We start from the raw sequence: 18,715 nt of genomic DNA on the forward strand, positions 1-18,715 counted from the left end.
GCTTCGCTATCCGTCCAGCTGGTCGTCGATGAACGCGTCGAAGTCCAGGTCCGCCTCGTCCATCCGGTCGACGTGTTCGAGGACGAGGTTGCCCTTCTCGGTGATCTCGTAGAGGCCGCTGTTGGGCGCCGGCCCCACCCGGTCCAGCAGGTCGTAGTCCGCCAGGACGGGCAGTCGGGTGTTGATGTACGAGCGGTCCTTCTCGAGGTGGTACGCCAGATTCGCCGCGGTGTTGCGCTTCCCGTCCGAGAGTGCCTCGAGGATCTCGACGTCCGTTGGCCTGGCGAGTTTCATTCGCGCAGTTTCGTATTCGACGATAGGGACTATTAATAGGTACCGATATGTGGGCCGTGTACCACCACTACGTGGCCGCCACTCCGCGTCTATCGGCCGAAATAGAGGGAAAAGGGTTCGTCTACTGCGGGAAGGGGGATTCGTTTCGGCGCGTCGGTAGACCCGTTCAGCGGTCCGCCGTGAGTTCGGTGACCGACTGTTTCGCCAGCTTGAGGTCGTCTACCGCGCGGCGGTGGTTCTCTATCGCGGCGTCGATGAGTTCGTCGACTTCGCGGTCCTCGAGGCTCCGTTCGTCCTCGGCCCGCAGCAGGTGCAGATACCCTTCGATGGCCCTGCGCTCCGCCTCGTTCGCCTGGAGGAGCGCTCGTACGCCCGTCCACCAGAGTTCCCGATCGGAGTCGAGTTCCTCGCCCAACCGTACGCCACGAATCTGTTCAGCACTCCCTGTGCTATCGCCCATCGCGGCCGTCACTTGTCAGGGTGATTCCTTAATGGTTCCCATTTGGGGAGTCGTTGACACCCATCACGCCATCGAGTGGTTACACCTTCGTGATTGCACTGTCGCGGGGTGTTATCGCCCGTTTTCGGTCTATTCGTCGTTTGGCGATTGCTGGAACTCCCGGAGTGCCGCCAGTTCCTCGCTCGCGGCCTGGTGCTGGGCGATGGCACGGTCGAGGGACTTTTCGGCGGTGGTGATGTCGTTTCGCTGCCCGTCTACCTGGTGTAACAGCATGGTCTCCATGGCGCGGGACTCGGCGTCCTGGGCCGCCCGGAGCAGCTGGTAGGCGGCCATGACGTCTGGGACGGTCGCGTCGCTGTCTGTGGGGGACGGGGGCGTGTCGGGCATGTATACTATCGGTATATCGTCGTGGTTGTATAATTGTTTGGGCGCTGTGATGTTCATCCGTCAGTCGAACCTGCAATACCACTCCCGAAAGCCCCCTCCCGCTCGCGGCTCACGGCTCACTCCGTTCGCCGTTCGCTCATACCGAGACGCTCCCTACGGTCGCGTCTCGCGCACGCTCGCCGGGATATCCTTCGCTTCTCACGGTTCACTTCGTTCACCGTTCGATTTCTCGAGGCCTCCCTCTGGACGGCCTCGCTACGCTCAGGATAGGGCCCGCCGAGGCGTACGCGACCTGCGTGGCGGCGAAGCCGCCACGTTATAGGTGGTCGGCAAGGCCGACCACCCTGTCGGCCCCTTTCGAAGCCCCACCCGACATATTGTGTATCTTATCTGGATGGGGCGGTTGTTAGGCTTAGCTGGACGACACTTGAGTGGCACAGTGCATTTCGTACTGTGCCGTACTCTCGAAACGATCCGCGGTGGTTTGCATAATCCGAACTTACCTGGCTGTCGAGTCAGCGAGGTGGCGGTGGTTCTTCGGTCGGTTACCGCCGTATCAAAGACAGCAGATCGAAACTCCGGTTTGGGTCGGCTTAGGCGTCGGCCCCGTCGCTTTCGCTGTTCGTAACGAAGTGACCCGCGACCCTGTCTCTATTCGAGTCACTACTCCCGATGTCCCTCCAGGATTCCCAGCCGACGCGGTCCACCCGATTTCGCCGGTTCATCGCGTGGTACACGGTCATGCTCGGGGCGTTTTCGACGCTTCTACTGATCTCTATCGTCCTCATCGCGTACGTCTTCGACGGGAATCTCGCGCTCTACATCGACAAGTTCGGCGAGGCGGGCGTGGAGTTGCTCCTGTTCGCCATCGTGGCCGGGACCGTTCCCTTTGGCCTCTACGTTCTCGACGATTTCCTTCGCGACTCGGGCGGGTGAATGGCGGGATCTCACTATTCGCGGCCGAACGTCAGGTAGAGGGCCGCGAGTAGCGCCAGCACAATCACGAAGATCCCACCGATGAGGACTGGGCCGGCCCCGCCCTCGTCGGTCGGTCCCTCTGTGGAGATCGGTGCTTCGGTCGTCGTACTCGGTGCTGCGGTGGTGGTCGGCGTTTCGGTGGTCGTCGGCGTCTCGGTCGTGGTGGTCAGCGGTTCGGCCGACGTCGTCGTCTCGTCGGTGGTCTCCTCCGCGAAGACCACGTACTCGGAGAAGCCCACTGAGGGGGCTTCGACGACGACCACGCCGCCGTCGGTGCTCACGACCGTCGTCTCCAGTTCCTCCCACTCGGCGAACTGACTCTCGTAGTGGTTGAGACTCAGCTGGGCGGGCTCGACGCCGAGTTCGTCCAGACGGCCCTGTTCGATTCCCATTCTGACGTGGGTGACGTCCTCCTCGTCGCCGGTGTCGAAGGTGATGTCGGCGCCGGTGACGAAGGTCTTGCCCTCGGGTGGGGCGTGAGACGCCCCGCCGAGTTCCTCGACCGAGACGGCGGCGTCGAGACCGGCCTCGCTCACGAACCCGACCGTTTCGACGGGCATGCCGCCGCTGATGGTGATCGTCGGCTGGGTGCCCGAGACGCTGGTGGAGACGCCTTTCGCGCCAATGGCGCCACTCCCACTGGACTGGCCACCGCCGCCTCCGCCACCGCCGCCACCGCTGCTACTACTGGACGATTGGTCGGCGGGCTCCTCGATGGTGAACGCCCAGGATTCCTCCCGGGTGTTCCCCGCGGCGTCGGCGACGGAGAGGGTGACCGTGTGTTCGCCCGGTTCGAGTGTCGGCGTGTGTGAGAGCGAGGACGAGGAGACCGACAGCCCGCTCGTCACTTCCGTACCATCGATGGCGAGCGTGACCGAGTCGGCGTCGATACCCGCGCGGTCGTCCTCGTAGTTCGCACTGATCGTCGGTTCCGTGTCCGTAGTCGTCGCCCCATCACTTGGCGTCAGGCCGCTGATCGTCGGCGGTGTCCCGTCGACGTCACCCGTGACCGCGAACGTCGAGAAGTGGGTGGTCTGCAGTTCGAAGACGACGGCCGAACTGGTCTCTCCGGTCCGGGTCGCCTGTGAGCGGTTCCAGGCAGTCCCGTTGTGGAACCAGACGCTCATCGTCTCGGGGAGTACGTACTGGTCGTCGATTCTCGACTTGTTCACGAGAAGCTCCACCGACGCGTTCTCGATGTCGTCGTTCGAGACGGGCGTCTCGATCTGTGGGTACGCCAGCGCGGTGTCGTTCGGGGCCGAATCGGCCGTGGGATTTCTCCTGGCCGTTCCGACGGTGAGATTCTCGCCCGCGATGTCGACCGTCGCGTTGATCGTCGCGTTCCCGAGGCCGGGGTCGTCCGGCGTGGCGCGATAGCGTGACTCGTCGATGGCCGAGAGGGTCGTGTTGCGCCCGACCGAATAGCTGACCGTGGTCTCGTTTTCGTTCCCGGCCCGGTCGGTCACGGTGACGGGCACGGTATGACTGCCCAGGGCGGGTCGCGTCGTCACGGTGCCGTTCCAGGCGTCCGTCTCCTTTGCGAGCGCCGACCCGTCGACGGTCACCGACGAGACGGACAGGGCGTCGTCACTCGCGGTGACGGAGGCGGGGACGCCGTCGTCGGGAAGCAGGTCTGTCGTGGATTCGAGGGAGGCTCCGTCGATGACGGGGGCGGTTCGGTCGATGGTGAGGGTTCGCGTTTTGACCGGTCCGACGTTGCCGGCCTCGTCGGTCGCCCGGACCGAAACGGTGTAGGTGCCCTCGGAGAGGGACGTGTGGTTCTGGTACCAGTTCGACCCGGTCAAGGTCGCGGTGGTCCAGGCCCCGTCATCGATCTGGACGGAGACGCTGTCGACACCGGAGAGGGAATCGTCCGCCGTGCCGGTGACGTTGATCGCCGTCTCGTTCTGTGCGGCGTCGGTGGTCGGGGTCTCGATAGCGAGGCTCGCGTTGGTCAGGTCGACGACGATCTCGCCAGTCTGGGTTTCGTTCGCGTTGCCGTGTCCGTCCGTGGCGGTTATCGGGAGCGTCTGGGTTCCCTCAGTCGCGTTCTTGGAGTCGACCGGAACGGTGGCATTGTACCAGGTGTTCGCCTGTGCCTCCAGCGTTACCGTCCCCGCACCGAGGGCCGATGCGTCCACCGTCACGGTATCGACTCCGCTCTCGTCTTCTGCCTGGACGGCGATCGCCACCGAATCCGACCGGCCGATGGATGGGTCGTCGTCGGTGCCGTTGGCCGTGGCGTTCGTGACGATGGGTGCATGCAGATCCGCACCCGTCGCGTTCAACGTCCGATTTACGGTTTCTGCGTCGGAGACGTTGTGGCCGAGTTCGAGATGTGCGGTCTTCGCCCCGGTCGAATCGATGGTTGCGGTCGCCTGGTACGTCTCGGTCTCACCCGGCGCGAGGACACTGGGCGTCTCTGCACCGCCCGTTTCGATCGAGAACACGCTCGCGTTCGGTCCGTTGACCGACGTGTCGGTGACGTTCAGTGGTGCCGAGCCGGTGTTCTCGACCGTTACCGATTCGTTCGCCTCACCATCCCGGAGTGAGATCGTGCCAAAATCGAGCTCCTCGGATGGAGTGACCGAGACGTCCGGTGCGACGGTCTCGCCAGCGAGCGAAACCGAGTGCTGATCGCCGGTGCCGTTGTGGTCGATGGTGAGCGTCGCCGATTGTCCTCCTCTACTGGAGGCGTTGAACTCGACTTGGATGTCGTGGGTTTCTCCCTGTTGAACGGTCCCGTTGGCACCGCTCATAACGGTGAACGCAGATGGGTTGGTTCCACTGATCGCGGTCTGGGTGATGTTCAGCGGTCTCCCGCCGTCGTTCACTATCGAGACGTTTCGTGACTCGTTCCGTGTCAGATGGACCGTTCCGTAGTCCACGTCAGTCGTGGAGAGGGTCGCGACCGGCGGCTGGGTCTGTATGGCACCCTCGGCATCGGCGAGCCCGTGGCCGTAGGTGGTGTCGGGTTCGGTTCCGTTGACGTGGATGGCGGTGTCGAGGAGCGCCCGCTCGATGTCGGTCGGGGACATCGTCTCGTTGACGTCCACGAGGAGTGCGGCGACTCCCGCCGCGTGTGGTGCCGCAGCGGAGGTTCCCTTGAAAGCACCGTCGTAGGCGGTCGTCTCGACTCCATCGGGTGCGACGAGGTCGGGCTTTAACCGCCCATCCCGCGTCGGGCCACGCGATGAGAACGCCTCGATCTCGGAATCGCTGTAATAGACCGCACCGACCGTAAGCGCGTCAGGACCGACGCCAGGATTCGTCACCGAACGCTGGGCGGTCCAGTACTCCGGCGACAGGTCACCCCGGAACCAGATGTCGAAGTCAGAATTGCCGCTCGCGGCGGCGTTGTAGATGCCCACATAGAGCGGCCCGTCAACTGAGGTATTGACGTACCATTCGATAGGTTTGTCCTGGTCGTCGTTCTGTGCATTCGTCGATTCACCGACGACATTCCCGTTGTCATCCAGGATGTACAGGTCGTAGTCTTCGTTCGTATTCTCCCAGTCGTTCCAGTTCACGACGATGTCGGCTTCTGTACCGGAATCGAGGCGGAGCCACTGGTCGTCCTCAGTGAAGTTCATCCAGCCATCTCCATTCGGATCGCTCCACGTGCCGTTCCAGTGTTCACCATTCGCGGCGTTCCCGGCGGAGTTGACCCAGAGGATTCCATCGTCGCGAAGACTGGAGATGTCCTGATTCATCTCGCTGGTGCCGTCGAGCGGCCCGACACCGTAGTAGCTCATCGACATCACGACCACGTCGGTGTCGGTCTCTTCGCGGACGTAGTCGACGGCATTGTACCACTGCACGAGCGAACTCGCTCGGAGGGTGACGAGCGATGCGTCGGGCGCGGTGTCGGCGACGAGTTCTGCGACCGCGGTCCCGTGTCGCCCACTCGTGCCGTTACCGATTCCCTTCCCAGTGAAGTCCTTGTGATCGACGACCTGATCTCCGATTTCGTCGTTCTTCAGGTTGAACCCCTCGAGGTCGATGACGGCCACGGTGACGTCCTCTCCCGTGACGTTCCGGTCGTGCGCCCAGTCGGCGTTCATCGCCGCGACGCCCTCGCTCGTCACTTCGTTCGTGCTCGGTCGGATGGGCAGCCGAGCGAACTCGATCGCCGGCGACGTGGCGATGCCCTGAACGGCGGATTCGGGCACGCGAACCTGGACGAGATCGCCGTGTCTCGCGGTCACGTCACCGCCTGCCCTGGTGACGACGTCGCTGGCTCGGTCGCCCTGCCCTGGCGATGCTTCGACGACGATCTCGACAGTCGACGGGGGGCCATCGCCGCCAACGCTATCGGTGCCGACTGTTGTGTCACTCTGATTCGTATCGAGTTGCCGGCGGAGTTGGCTCGATACGTTGGACGACCCCTTCTCCTCCGGTGGTGCCCAGTCCTCACCAACCGGTGGGCCGGACGAATTGGACTCGTTTTCCGATTCCGTCACGTTCTCCGAGGCCGGATATGTGACCGCCTGCTCAACGCTCGCGGGCTGCTGGTCGGTTGCTGGGGCCGGAGCACCGAGCGCGGTCGCCCCCGCGAACCCCGACCCGATGACGAGGGTGGCCAGAAGAACGGCGAGGAACGCCTGTCGCCACTTCATCAGCCACTTACCCCCGACTGACCGTCGGCCTCCGGCGTATGCGGCGGTCGGACGAACCGGACCTCCTCCTCACTCGCGAGCGACGGCAGGTCCTCGACTTGAACCCAGGCCTGCACCAACTCGTCGTGGCGGGCCGTAACATTCAGATCGTAGCCCTCGGGAAGTTCGGCATCTGGCTGAAGTTCCACGACGACCGCTACCCGGCCATCGTCGTAGTCAAGGTCGTGGGTCTCGGCGTACGCGTCGCGGTCGTCGGCCTGGACCAGTCCAGCGAGGGTACTATCGAGGGCGTCGGGCATGGTGGTCGTCGCTTCCGTGGTCGGCGTCGGTCGTACGGTAGTGGTCTCGTCGCCAGTGCCGTCGGAGACCGGCCCCCCTGCACACCCTGCGACGACGGCGAGAACGAGGACGGCGATCGTCGCGACGAGCGTGCGTCGGTGGTCCATACGGTTAGTCGCCCCTTTGCAGTCGAGGTTGATGCATCATCCGGTCCATGTAAATTCCAGTGGTATATTGCAGCCGCTAGTTAATGGCTTCGCTCGGGGGAGGGAAGCGCGCTCGCCAGATTAGCCTACGCGATAGCGACACCACTGGTGATGATGCGCGCGCGAAAAAATGGATGGTCGTCGTTATTCGCGGCCGAACGCCAGGTAGAGGGCCGCGATCAACGCCAGTACGACCACGATGATACCGCCGATGAGGAGGGCGCCGGGGCCGTCATCACCGGGTGCTTCGGTCGTGGTCGGATCTTCGGTCGTAGTCGGTGCTGCTGTCGTGGTCGGTGCTTCTGTGGTCGTCGGTTGTTGGGTGGTGGTCGTCACGTCCTCCTGGGCGAAGACCGCGTAAGTCGAGAAGCCCGCGGAGGGGGCCTCGAGGACGACTTCGAACTTGTCCTCGCTCACGACCTCGGTCTCGAGTGCCTCCCACTCGCCGTCTTCGTTCAGGTGGTGGAGCACCAGCTGGTTCGACGAGACGCCGAGTTCGTCAAGACGGGTCTGTTGGACGCCCATCTGGACGGTGTCGACGTCCTCGCCGTTCGACGAGCCGAAGGTGATCTCCGCCCCAGTGACGAAGGTTGCACCCTGCGGTGCCGGTGATGGCGACTCGGTGACTTCGGTCACGGTGACCGTGTCGGTGAGTTCGACCTGGCTCCCGAAGCCGATCATCGAGATCGACTGACCAGCGTCGATGCGCACCGTCGGGTTGGTGCCAGCGAGAGCGATGGACTTGGATGGAGGTCCGTCGGTGGCTTCGCCGTCATCGTCGTCGGCTGGTTGACCGCCTCCGCCGCCACCGCCGGTATCTGGCTCAGCCTCAACGTTGACATCGATGCTATCGGAGATGCCCTGGTACTCGGTGGAGACTGTCGCATCTCCGGTCGAATCGGCGTTCACGGAGCTACCGTCGATGCTCACCACATCGGTATCGCTACTCGTCAATGTCACTTGGTCAGTGACGTCCTCGCTACTGCCGTCGGCGAACGTCGCGGTGACCGTCGCATCAGTGGTGCTTCCCTCTTCAAGGGTCACTGAGCCCGATTCGCCACCGACCTCGAGGTTGATTGATTCGGCTACATCTTCAGCCGCGAAGGTCAGGTCTTGTTCGAATACTCCAGACTCACCGATGTCGTGAGTTTCCTCTGCGACTGGTCCGTCGACACCTTCAATGTGGAAGTTGACGGTGTCGCCGGCATTCGTGTCAGTCCGGAGCTTTTCGGAGTCCGGATCATCAGTGGCGTAGACTCCATCACTTCCGACGGTTATCGAATCTACAACCTCTTCGTCGTCAACCACTGCGACAATCGTCGTACCCTCTTGCAGTGACGAACCGTCAGCGAAGCTGGCCTCGCCGTAGAACGATATCGGTGCACCCGGTTCGTCGGACTGTGCGATAGCAGCACCACTCATCGCCATGGCAACTCCGACTATAATAACCACTAGGAGCACCACAACGTTTGATATTCGTTTCATGCTCATAAATTAAAGTGTTGGGAGGTTTACTTTATTCTACTGGGAAAGAACGATCGTTAGGATTGTAGGTCGCCCCGACTAACGACCTGTCATTCGAGGTTAGGTCATCGGGGTTCTCGATGTAGACCCAGTAGGTGCCATATTCACCATCGGTACTCCCGACACTGTCAACGAGATCCGACGTATTGTCGCCACCCGCAGAGGCATCAAGTGTGGTAGAGAGATCGCCAGTTTTCACGATTTCCTGTGAACTACGATCAGCATCGATGTCGTCGACCGTTTCGAGGTCGTCAGCGAGAGCAACGTCAGTCTCGGTGCTGATGTCGTAGTTCGTTCCAACGAAGTTCCATCCTTCCTTCAACTCGGCAGAACCGGCTGAAACGGTCTGCTCATCATCCTCAACGAAATCAAAGCCAACTCTGGCGTCGCTATTTTCACCACTTACGTAGAGACCACTGTGGAGACGCTCATCTTGATCCTGAACGCCAGCATCGTAGAATTCAGTCACGTCGGTCCAGCCGGTATCATTTTCAACATTTTCGTACCGGGTAATGTCGTTCGTGTTCTGGCTGTAGACCTCTGCGGGTTGGGGTAGCGACATGCGCTGATACCCCTCATTGAGGTCATACGCCTCATGGACCAGACGGATCGATTCGGTATCATAGTGGTCTGCCGACGCATTCAGACTGACGTTGAATGTGACCTCGCCTGTCGATGTAGTCGCACTGGTCAAACTAGTAATCGAAATCGAAGCAGATCCGGAGTTGGTAGTTGCCTCCTCATTGCTTTCAGCGACGACTGTGCCGTCTTCGTCGACGAGTTTCACGTCCACTTTTTCCACAACCGGGTTCGAATATTTGTCCGTGACCTCTACAGTAACATCAGAATTACCGTCCTGTTTGACTACACCAATCAGGTCATTATCGACGTTACTGATTTTCAGCTGATCGTATTCCGCGGAATTGAACTCCTTGGGGTTCGTCGAATGGGATGAGTCGAATTCGTCCGCCTCGACCTTGATTTGGTACTCGTCGTTGCTTGCTCCATCCGTGGCGTAAACCCGGAGGTCAGCTGTCGTAACGTTACTAACCGTTTTCACCTTGATGGCCGCTCCTTCGCCACCCTTGAATTGAAGTTCAGTACCATCCGAAGCAATGATTTTCGGGTCTTGATAGTTTTCAAGATCATCTGGAGCGGTACTGAGGGTGAAGGTAGTATCGAATTCGTCGATATCCTCTTCAGGGATATTGTTCGTACTGCTCTCGTTGAGCTGAAGCGTGAACGCCTCGTTCGTTCCAGCCGTGTAATCGCCGGGTGATCCATCGAAGCCGAAGTTCACGTAATCCGGTTTGATCGTCACACTCGTGCTGTCAACTTCATCGCCGTTAAGATTGGTATCACGCGCATCGACCACTTCGGCGCGGATACTATCAGCACCTACCGCAGGCTGGATATCGCCAGTCTCGTTCGCGATTGTGATGGAAGTAGTTCCAGCGATGTCAGTCGTGTAGACCTGGGTTGACCGCTCGTCAACGTTCGTGGTCTCGAGCGTGAATTTCAGGTCAATATTTGTTCCCTCTGCATGCTGGCCAACGGGATTCTCATATTTGTCAACGACCTGGGCATCAGCGGTGATCGAGCCACCGTTGTATGCCATCTCATCGCCGTCCTCACCTACGGTTGAGAGTTTGATATCGTCAGCATCTACGTGGAGGACTTTAACCGTATCTGACGTGCCAACATCTTTCGACAATACTTCACTCGCTTCGAGTTTATAATCCCCAGCCGTTGTTGCGTTGAATTCGAACGTCGTCGAGCCGCTTTCAACGTGTGCGGTTAATGTTGATGTTGGCGCACCATACGTTGAATTTATCTCCGCGTCGGAATCGGTAATATCTACGCTATCATTCGATAGTGTAGGGCGTTCTAATACGTCGTCGGGATCCTCAGTCAATGAAATTTTGGACGGCGCTGTCGAAATGTTTTCATCTGCAATGGGCTCACTACTGGTGTTCAATAATTGTAACGTTGCTGTCGATGGTGTTCCAGCATCCGTTTCATCCTCTGCTATACTGAAGTCAACGGTATTCGGCTGGACCTCTAACGTGTCCGTTCCTGCCTCAAGCGAACTGTTGTCGACTTCCACCTCGAAGTCCCCGACACCCGATTTGAGCGCATCGTCACCGCTCTCGTTGACGACGACACCAACCACTCCGTTATCATCACTGGTGACATCAACCGACTTCGTGTCCCACTCAGATTCAGTAACCTGATCAGTCAACGTGTAAGTCAGTTCACCTTCCCAATCGTCGACTGTATTTCCATATGTATCTTGGATTGTCGCATCGATTGTTGCTTCCCCACCTTCGTAATTAATGCTGTCAGCGTTGGAATTAGCTGACACCTTCGTAGCTTCGGCGGGATTAATAGTTGCATTGATCGCTGGCTGACCAACGAAGTCCTCATTGGAACCATCGGATGCGGTTACGTTTGCAATTGGCTTATCTGAATATTTCGCCGCTTGGTCTTTCGCACTGTCAGAGACTTCTACGCCGAATTCAACAGTTACATTGTCATCGGTAGAAGACAGATCTGTCTCACTGTCTAAGTTCAATGTAATATTGACCTTGTGGTCAGATAGATCGGCCGTGGAAGCGCCAGTGAGACCCTCTGTTTTTAGATCTGTACTTTTCACCTCGGCATATTCAATGTCAAATTCATTACCGTCATCTTCTATTTCGACTGTAATGTTATCTCCATCGTTATATGTTCCATTTAGATTGAATTCCGCTTCTACAAAGTCTGTGTAATCACCCTCAACTTCATCAGCTGTATAAGTTGCATTTGCCGTGTCGATCTCGCCTATCGCCGCGGCCGCAGCTGGTGCCGCAAACACCGACAGCACCATCACCGCGGTTAACGCCACGGCGAGTACTGATCCGTATTTTGCCCGTCTATTGTGTCCTGTCATAGTTTGTGTCGTGTTTGTGTTCTCATGCGAGCGGCGTTCGTCCACTCCGCCCACCGCATCGTCGAGTGACATCGCCACTCGATACCGCTCACATATACCACCGGTATCTGCCAACGACCTTAAAACTATCCTCTCGACTGAAGATTCGTTAGGAATCGCTTACCGGATCCATAAGACTAGCCTACCCACTTCTCAGCCAGCGATACCGCCGAAGCACCCGGGTAACAGAGCCCCTCCAGCACGTTCCCCGAGCCATGCAGATGCCATCGCGAACCCGCCTGGCCGACCTCGATCGGCCCTACGACGTCCTCCTCGACGAACTCCTCACCCGCTGGGGCGACGACGCCCGCATCGCCTTCTACTACGACGCCGACCACGTCGCCCTCGCGCACGTCCGCGACGACCTCCTCGACCGGGACCTCGTCCCACACGTCGACGAGGTGGCGACCCGCGCCCGCCGCCGCGACGAACAGCCAACCGAGCGCAGCCAGGACGCCCTCGGCGCTCGCGAGACCACCGTCGAGATCCGCGAGGACGCGCTGGTCGTCCACTTCCACGGGGCGGACGACGAGGGACTGGTCGTGGTGGCCGACCGCGGCCCGAGCGTCTTCGAGAGTATGTTCGACGAGTGAGCGAGCGATTCCCGCGCCCGAGCGGGTGGCGTTCTCGCACCCAGTGATGGCATTGCCTGTTCCTGTCGTCTAGTAAGAATTATTTGTCGCGTCGCTCGTCGTACGAACTACCGATGGTAGATACCAACGAGACGACGATGGGACGACGCGCAGTCCTCGCGGGTGCGGCGGGCGGTATCGCGGCACTCGCCGGCTGCAGTGGCTCCGCGGACGACGCCGACGAGCCGACCGAGACGACGACTGAGACCACGACGACGGCGCCCACGACGGAACCGGCGCCGTCGCTCGAGGACCTCGAGCTCCCGATGGGCGTGAGCGAGGAGTCGGTCAGCGCGAACCTCCTCGCGGTCCACGAGCGCGCCGTCGCAGACGTCTCCCAGACCATCGACGTCACCCGTCTCGAGCACGGCGATCTCCTCGAACGGACGGTTCGATACGAGGACGGCAGGTTCCTCCAGACGGAGGTCGGGCGCGGCCCCCAGCAGGATATCTGGAACGAAGACGGTGAAGGGTACATCCGTGTCGCCGGTGGAGAGACCTACTTCCAGGGGCCACAGGAGGCTTCGCTGGCCGAACTGTCTCGCCTTCACCGCATGGAAGACCAGCTCCGGGCCGGCGACTATCAGCCGGTGGAGGCCGTCGAGGAGGACGGTCAGACCCTGATCGTCGCCGAAGCCACCGAGGCCACCCTGACCGACCGGCTGGCCCACCAGTACGAATCCATCGAGTCCTACACGGGCCGGCTCACCTTCACGCCCGAGGGTCGTATCGCCGAATTCGACGTCGAGTTCGAATACGTCGACCCGGAACGCGGCTCCGGGATGACCGAGTGGACCTTTCGCGTTCACTCGGTGGGCGAGACCACCGTCGCTGCGCCGGACTGGGTGTCCATCGCGCGCGAGGACGGATTCGACTTCGACGTCGCCCCGGGCGAGGACGGCTCGTTCGTCCGCGTCGATGTCAGCGGCGGTGACGGTGGCACCCATCCCAATCTCCACGTCTCCTACGGGATGGCTGGGCGCCGGCGGGGCAGTGCCGGCCTCGACCGGTCGCTGACCGATGGTGACACGCTCTATCTCGGATTCGACGAGAACGACGAGTCGGTGGTCACGGTGAACGAACCGCCCGAAGCAGTCCAGGACGTCTCCGGGCCGGTCGACGTGTCTCTCTACGTCAACGGACCGGAGGTCATCGATACGAGGGTTTCCTTGTAGTCTCCCGGATCGGCTCGCCTGCCTTCATTCTCCGTCAACAGCGTCTTCGATGACCGCATCGAAATCCACGTCCTCCGCGCGGTAGGCCTCCTCGTACTCGACCGCCGCCTCGCCGCGCTCGCTGATCTCGTAGAGGCCGCTTCGCTCGGCCGGGCCGACCCGCTCGACGAGGTCCTTGTCCGCGAGCGTGCGCAGGCGCGTGTTGATGTACGACCGGTCGCGGTCCAGGCCGACCGCGATGTTCACGGCGTTGTTCCGCCCCTCCTCGGCCAGAAAGCCCAGGATCTCGAAGTCGGTAGGGTAGACCAGTTTCATACCAGTGTCGTCCCGTGGTTCCGTTCCCGACCCGTTCCGACGCCCATACTACAGGTATATGCTACCGGTAGATAAAATGTGGCCATGGTCGACGTTCCGCGGTGTCGATGCGACGACCGGTCGAAATCCGGTCATCGATCGGTCAACGTATCGCCACCGATCGGTCAACACCCGTCCGGTCTTCGATCACGGATCGGCCACCGACTGGCCGATATCCGGCCCCCGTTCGAGTACCGTGTGACCACCGAACGGTCTGTTTCATATCCAGATGTCTGCCACCAGCGGTCAGTAAGATGTTCCTACCGTAGGTACTGTGCGGGTAGGATGATCGTACTCGAACGACCGAAAACGTCGACGAATCCGCTCAGGGCCCGGCGGTGGCGTCCACGACCGATCCCCGTGGGCCCACGTCGGCGGCGACCTCCCTGACGCCGTCGCCGTCTGCGGATTCGAGCCGGCTCGCGACGTGGCGCCCGCGTCCGGTCAGTCGGTAGGTGCCTCGCCGAGGTTCGGCCGCCACGAGGTCGAGGTCGACCAGCGTCTCGAGGCCGGCCAGGGCCGTCTCCCTGTCGCACTCGCGGTCCCGCAGGACGTCGTCGACAGTGCCACGTCGATTCGTGTCGAACCACGTCAGGAGGACCGCCGCCGGTTCGTCGGTCATGTGTTAGCTGGTCAATCAGTTACCATCGGTATAAGCCTGCCGTCTGGCTGTCAGACGAAACTACTATAAGGTTAAGTGACAATTACTACGTGTGGACGGTTCGAAGGGTCGAGTCGACCCTTCCTCCCCATTCCTCCCCCACATCGCCCTTCGGCCGTCCCCCCATTTCGACACCGAGGAGGGGACCGGCCGGTTCGTATCGTCACTCGAGCGGTACCCACTCGCCGTCCTCGGGGATGACAACCTGGGAGATGACGCCGGCCTCGGTGAGCGCCTGTTCCAGGTCCGCCCGCGACTCCAGGCAGTGATTGATGGCGTCCATATGTACCGGGATCACGGTCGCGTTCGGGCGCGCCCGACAGACCCGCTCGACGTCCGCCGCGGTCATCGTGATGGGTTTGCCCTCGTCGAACCGTGCCCCGCCGGCGTTCACGACGATGACGTCGGGCGTGTGCGTCGCGAAGGCGTTACAGAGTTCTGCACACCAGCGCGTATCCCCCGCCACGTACAGCGACGGTTCCTCGTCGGCCGTGAAGACGAACCCCGAGACCGGTCCCATCTTCTCGGCGAGGTCGTCGTGGCCGTGTCGACCGCCCGTCCGGGTGATGGTGATGCCCTCCCACTCGACGCTGTCCTCGACGGGGCGGACGTCGGTGAACCCCGCTTTCTCGATGGTCTCCTCGTCCGGCGGCTGGCAGAACAGCGGCAGGTCGGAGGGGAGGGTCTCCATCGCGACCTCGTCGAAGTGATCGCGGTGGGTGTGGGTCACCGCGACGGCGTCGATAGCCCGCAGATCGACCGTCGGCAGCGGGACGAGCGGGTTTCGCTTCTCGTTCGGGCTGTTTTCGATGGGCGGCGTCGACCCCTCGTCGGCCAGCATGGGGTCGACGAGGACGGTCGCCCCACCGTATCTGACGACCAGGGTGGCGTGGCGGAGCAAGCGGAGCGCGGAGGGTGTGGTGGACATACCGGGACTGACGGGAGCCACCGGCTTAGATGTATGGTGAATCACATTTCTCGACGACCGTTTTCCCCCCATCTCGTGTCCCCTTCGGGGGCGTGTCGCGAGATAAGGAGGGAATCACTAAGTGTGGAGCCGACTAACCCGCCCTTATGAGATATATCGGGGTCTTTCTCTCGCTGCTGGTTGCCACGAGCGTCGTGGCGATGGGGGGAGCGGGGGTCGCGAGCGCACAGTCGACAGTCACACTTACCGTCTCGGTCACCACGGCGGACGGGGCCGCGGTCGACGGTGCCGACCTCACCGCCACCTGGGACGACGGGTCGACGACCGCCACGACCGCCTCGAATGGGAAGGCGTTCGTCGACGTCCCCGACGGGGCCGACGTGACCATCGAGGTGGCCCACGAGGACTACGTCCGTAACAGTCCCTACGAGGTGACCGACGCGAGCGAACGCGAGGTCGACGTCACGGTCGCCGCGAAGGCGAACGCGACCATCGCCGTCGAGGACGACGACGGACCGGTCGAGGCTGCCCGAGTCGTCCTCGAGATGGACGGCGAGACGGTCCTCGACGCGGAGACCGCTGGGGGCGACGTCGAGACCGACACCATCGAGGCGGGCACCTACGACCTCACCGTCTCCAAGAACGGGTACTACACCACCGAGACCGAGCTCGCGATCACCAACGACACCACGACCACGGTCACCATCGAGCGCGGGACCGTCCCCCTCACCGTCAACGTGACCGACGACTACTTCGAGCCACCGCGAGGCGTCTCGGGTGCGACCGTCGAGGTGGAGGGCGCGGGGAGCGTCATCACCCAGTCCGACGGCACCCAGCAGATCAGCGTTCCCGTCAACTCCCAACCCGCGGTCACCGTCTCCAAGGACGGCTACGTCACCGTCGAACGCACGATCACCGTCCGCGAGTCCGAACGGACCATCCACTTCGACGTCGACCGCGAGTTCGCGCTCTCCGTCGAGCGTTCGAACCAGCAGATCGTGGTCGGTGAGACGGTCCGCGTGACGGTCACCGACGAGTACGGCGACCCGGTCGCCGACGCCGTGGTGCGACTCGACGACTCGGTCGTCGCCCGCACGAACGACGAGGGCGAAGCCACCATCTCCATCGACGAGGCCGGCGAACAGGAGTTCACGGTCAGCAAGGGCGATGCCATCTCCGCCTCGACGACGGTGACTGGCGTCTCCCCGGGCGACGAGACGACCGAACAGACGGAGACCACGGCGACGACCGAGCCTACGACCACGGATTCCTCGACGACGGAGGTGGGTGGCCTCCCCGACATCCCGGGTGAGTACATCCCGCTCGCCATCGTCGGGGTCGCCCTCATCGCGGTGCTCTTCGGCGTCCGCTGGTGGCAACAGCGCTGACGGCCAGTACAGCCTTGGTCGTCGCCCCCGCCGTTAGGCTATGACCACACGATTCTCCGCGTCCGCCGAATTCGATCGCCTTCAGTCGGTCCGCGTTCACGAGCCCGGCCTGGAGATCTGGAGCGGTGCGATCGACCCGGCCTCGCACCTGTTCGAATCGCCGGTCGCCCCCGACCAGGCCCGACGCCAGCACCGTCGGTACGTCGACGTCCTGGCGGCCAACGGCGTCACGGTCCACACGCTCGCCGGCGACCTCGCGGCGGCAGACGCCCTCGACGACCTGGTCGCGGAGTATGCGACCGTCGAGTCTGCCGTCGACCTGGGTGCGACCCTCGCGACCCTCGACCCTCACGAGAAACTTCAGTTGGCCCTCGCCCGTGCCCGCATCGGCCCGGGCGATGCTGCGCCGGCCAGTCTCCACGTCGAGCGCCCCATCTCGAATATCTTCTTCCAGCGGGACACGACCATCCTGGGTGACCGCGGCCCCATCCTCTGTACCATGCGTTCACCGGTCCGCCAGCCAGAGGTCTCCATCGTCGACCGCGCCTGGGAGGGAATCGGCGCCGATGTCGTCCATCGGGCGTCGACGGGCCCCATCGAGGGCGGCGAGTTCCTGCCGCTCGGCGAGTTCGCCCTGCTCGGCGTGTCCGGGGTCGTCGACGGCGAGGAGCACGTCATCCGGACGAGCTACGCTGCCGGACGGGCCCTCCTCGATGCCGGTGCCGTCGGCTACGACGAGGTCGGCCTCGTGCGCGCACCCATCGAGGCAGACCGCGCACTCGCCGCCGAGCACGACGCACCGTCCCGGTTGATGCACCTGCTCGGCTGGGTCAACGTCGCCGCGGAGGGACTCGCCGTCACCTTTCCCACGCTGGCGAGGGCCGCAGACGTCGACGTCTTCGGGCGCACCGAGGGTGGCTACGAACGTCGCGAGACCGTCTCCCTCGCTACGTATCTCGACCGGAAGGGCTACGACGTGATCGCCGCTTCGCACCCCGAACGGTGGCCCACCAACTTCGTCGCCATCGACGACGGTGTGGTCGTTCCGCTGTACGAACCGGACGAGTCGGGCGATTACCGCCCCGAGAACAACCCGACGATTGAAGCGATGAAAGAGCGTGGCGTGACGATCGTACCAGACGGGGTGGGGCTCCCGACGGGTCCCTTGACGAACGGGGCGGGCGGCCTTCACTGCATGACGACGCCCGTCAATCGGGCCTGAGATGCTCGACGAACCACTCGCCCGCGTGGTCGGCGACGGCCTCGAGTTCTCTCTCCCCCTCGAAGAGATGGCCGGCCCCCTCGACGACCGTCACCTCCGTCTCGCACGCCAGGGCCGTCGCGGCCTCGCGATTTAGATCGAGCACCTGTCGGTCGGCCCCGCCGACCACGAGTCGCGTCGGTGCCGTCACCGAACCGTATGCCGCCTCGGCGAGGTCCACTCGCCCGCCCCGGGAGACCACCGCCTGGACCCGTTCCGGTCGCCTGGCCGCCGCGCGCAGCGCCGCGGCCGCCCCGGTACTCGACCCGAAGTAGCCAGTCGGCAGGTGGCCGATATCCTCGCGATCGTCGACCCACTCCGAGGCGGCGACCAGCCGGTCGGTCAACAACGCGATGTCGAACCGGTTCTCGCGGTCTCGGTCCTCGGCTTCGGTCAGCAGGTCGAACAGCAGCGTCGCGAGGCCCCGGTTGACGAGTTGCTCGGCGACGAACTGGTTGCGCGGGCTCTTCCGGCTACTCCCGCTGCCGTGGGCGAAGACGACGAGCCCGATTGGATCCTCGGGAACCGTCAGATCGCCAGGAAGCGTCACGTCGTCCGTTGGTATCGTCACCTGGGTCGTCGGGGCCATAGCTGTCAC

General features: G+C 62.4%; 16 protein-coding genes. 5 read left to right on the forward strand and 11 right to left on the reverse strand.

The window, feature by feature from the left end; translation table 11 throughout:
- Positions 1-6: 6 nt before the first annotated feature.
- From HSRCO_RS03290 to HSRCO_RS03300, 3 genes are all read right to left on the reverse strand, one after another.
- Positions 7-294, reverse strand: coding sequence for a winged helix-turn-helix domain-containing protein (locus tag HSRCO_RS03290; protein WP_259518981.1), 288 nt, complete (start codon positions 292-294; stop codon positions 7-9).
- Positions 295-460: 166 nt separating this feature from the next.
- Entirely contained in the window at positions 461-754 is a 294-nt protein-coding gene (locus HSRCO_RS03295) for a hypothetical protein (protein WP_259518982.1), read from the reverse strand.
- 129 nt (positions 755-883) lie between these two features.
- Positions 884-1,141, reverse strand: a complete 258-nt coding sequence (locus HSRCO_RS03300) for a hypothetical protein (RefSeq protein ID WP_259518983.1) — start codon at positions 1,139-1,141, stop codon at positions 884-886.
- 672 nt (positions 1,142-1,813) lie between these two features.
- On the opposite strand from HSRCO_RS03300, the gene HSRCO_RS03305 reads away from it, so the two are divergent.
- A complete protein-coding gene (locus HSRCO_RS03305) occupies positions 1,814-2,077 on the forward strand; it encodes a hypothetical protein (RefSeq protein ID WP_259518984.1) in 264 nt (87 codons plus the stop codon).
- Positions 2,078-2,091: 14 nt separating this feature from the next.
- Here HSRCO_RS03305 and HSRCO_RS03310 read toward each other — a convergent pair whose 3' ends face one another.
- The 4 genes from HSRCO_RS03310 to HSRCO_RS03325 all read right to left on the reverse strand — a co-directional run bounded on the left by HSRCO_RS03310 (position 2,092) and on the right by HSRCO_RS03325 (position 11,751).
- Positions 2,092-6,738 (reverse strand): choice-of-anchor D domain-containing protein, encoded by a 4,647-nt coding sequence (locus HSRCO_RS03310; protein ID WP_259518985.1) that lies wholly within the window; start codon positions 6,736-6,738, stop codon positions 2,092-2,094.
- Positions 6,738-7,184 (reverse strand): hypothetical protein, encoded by a 447-nt coding sequence (locus tag HSRCO_RS03315; RefSeq protein WP_259518986.1) that lies wholly within the window; start codon positions 7,182-7,184, stop codon positions 6,738-6,740. Before HSRCO_RS03315 ends, HSRCO_RS03310 begins: the two co-directional genes overlap by 1 nt.
- Before the next feature lie 183 nt (positions 7,185-7,367).
- A complete protein-coding gene (locus HSRCO_RS03320; RefSeq protein ID WP_259518987.1) occupies positions 7,368-8,645 on the reverse strand; it encodes a PGF-pre-PGF domain-containing protein in 1,278 nt (425 codons plus the stop codon).
- A 94-nt stretch (positions 8,646-8,739) separates the two neighbouring features.
- Positions 8,740-11,751 carry a hypothetical protein gene (locus HSRCO_RS03325; protein WP_259518988.1) on the reverse strand — a complete coding sequence of 1,004 codons (3,012 nt, stop codon included), beginning with the start codon at positions 11,749-11,751 and terminating at the stop codon, positions 8,740-8,742.
- 188 nt (positions 11,752-11,939) lie between these two features.
- Here HSRCO_RS03325 and HSRCO_RS03330 point away from each other — a divergent pair, with 188 nt between their 5' ends.
- Together HSRCO_RS03330 and HSRCO_RS03335 are read left to right on the forward strand one after the other, a co-directional pair.
- A complete protein-coding gene (locus HSRCO_RS03330; protein WP_259518989.1) occupies positions 11,940-12,311 on the forward strand; it encodes a hypothetical protein in 372 nt (123 codons plus the stop codon).
- Between the two features lie 113 nt (positions 12,312-12,424).
- Positions 12,425-13,525 carry a hypothetical protein gene (locus tag HSRCO_RS03335; RefSeq protein WP_259518990.1) on the forward strand — a complete coding sequence of 367 codons (1,101 nt, stop codon included), beginning with the start codon at positions 12,425-12,427 and terminating at the stop codon, positions 13,523-13,525.
- 24 nt (positions 13,526-13,549) lie between these two features.
- Here the strand turns inward: HSRCO_RS03335 and HSRCO_RS03340 are convergent, their stop codons facing one another.
- The 3 genes from HSRCO_RS03340 to HSRCO_RS03350 all read right to left on the reverse strand — a co-directional run bounded on the left by HSRCO_RS03340 (position 13,550) and on the right by HSRCO_RS03350 (position 15,468).
- The gene (locus HSRCO_RS03340) at positions 13,550-13,840 is read right to left on the reverse strand and encodes a winged helix-turn-helix transcriptional regulator (RefSeq protein WP_259518991.1); all 291 of its coding nucleotides are present in this window, start codon (positions 13,838-13,840) and stop codon (positions 13,550-13,552) included.
- A gap of 364 nt (positions 13,841-14,204) precedes the next feature.
- The gene (locus tag HSRCO_RS03345; protein ID WP_259518992.1) at positions 14,205-14,501 is read right to left on the reverse strand and encodes a hypothetical protein; all 297 of its coding nucleotides are present in this window, start codon (positions 14,499-14,501) and stop codon (positions 14,205-14,207) included.
- 202 nt (positions 14,502-14,703) lie between these two features.
- Positions 14,704-15,468, reverse strand: a complete 765-nt coding sequence (locus tag HSRCO_RS03350) for an MBL fold metallo-hydrolase (protein WP_259518993.1) — start codon at positions 15,466-15,468, stop codon at positions 14,704-14,706.
- 146 nt (positions 15,469-15,614) lie between these two features.
- On the opposite strand from HSRCO_RS03350, the gene HSRCO_RS03355 reads away from it, so the two are divergent.
- The gene (locus HSRCO_RS03355) at positions 15,615-16,856 is read left to right on the forward strand and encodes a PEGA domain-containing protein (protein ID WP_259518994.1); all 1,242 of its coding nucleotides are present in this window, start codon (positions 15,615-15,617) and stop codon (positions 16,854-16,856) included.
- A gap of 40 nt (positions 16,857-16,896) precedes the next feature.
- Entirely contained in the window at positions 16,897-18,078 is a 1,182-nt protein-coding gene (locus HSRCO_RS03360; protein ID WP_259518995.1) for an arginine deiminase family protein, read from the forward strand.
- Here the strand turns inward: HSRCO_RS03360 and HSRCO_RS14525 are convergent.
- Positions 18,065-18,706, reverse strand: coding sequence for a dienelactone hydrolase family protein (locus HSRCO_RS14525; protein WP_310795450.1), 642 nt, complete (start codon positions 18,704-18,706; stop codon positions 18,065-18,067). The genes HSRCO_RS03360 and HSRCO_RS14525 overlap by 14 nt on opposite strands.
- Positions 18,707-18,715: the final 9 nt, after the last annotated feature.

Origin of the sequence: Halanaeroarchaeum sp. HSR-CO, assembly GCF_024972755.1 — an archaeon.
GTDB lineage: Archaea > Halobacteriota > Halobacteria > Halobacteriales > Halobacteriaceae > Halanaeroarchaeum.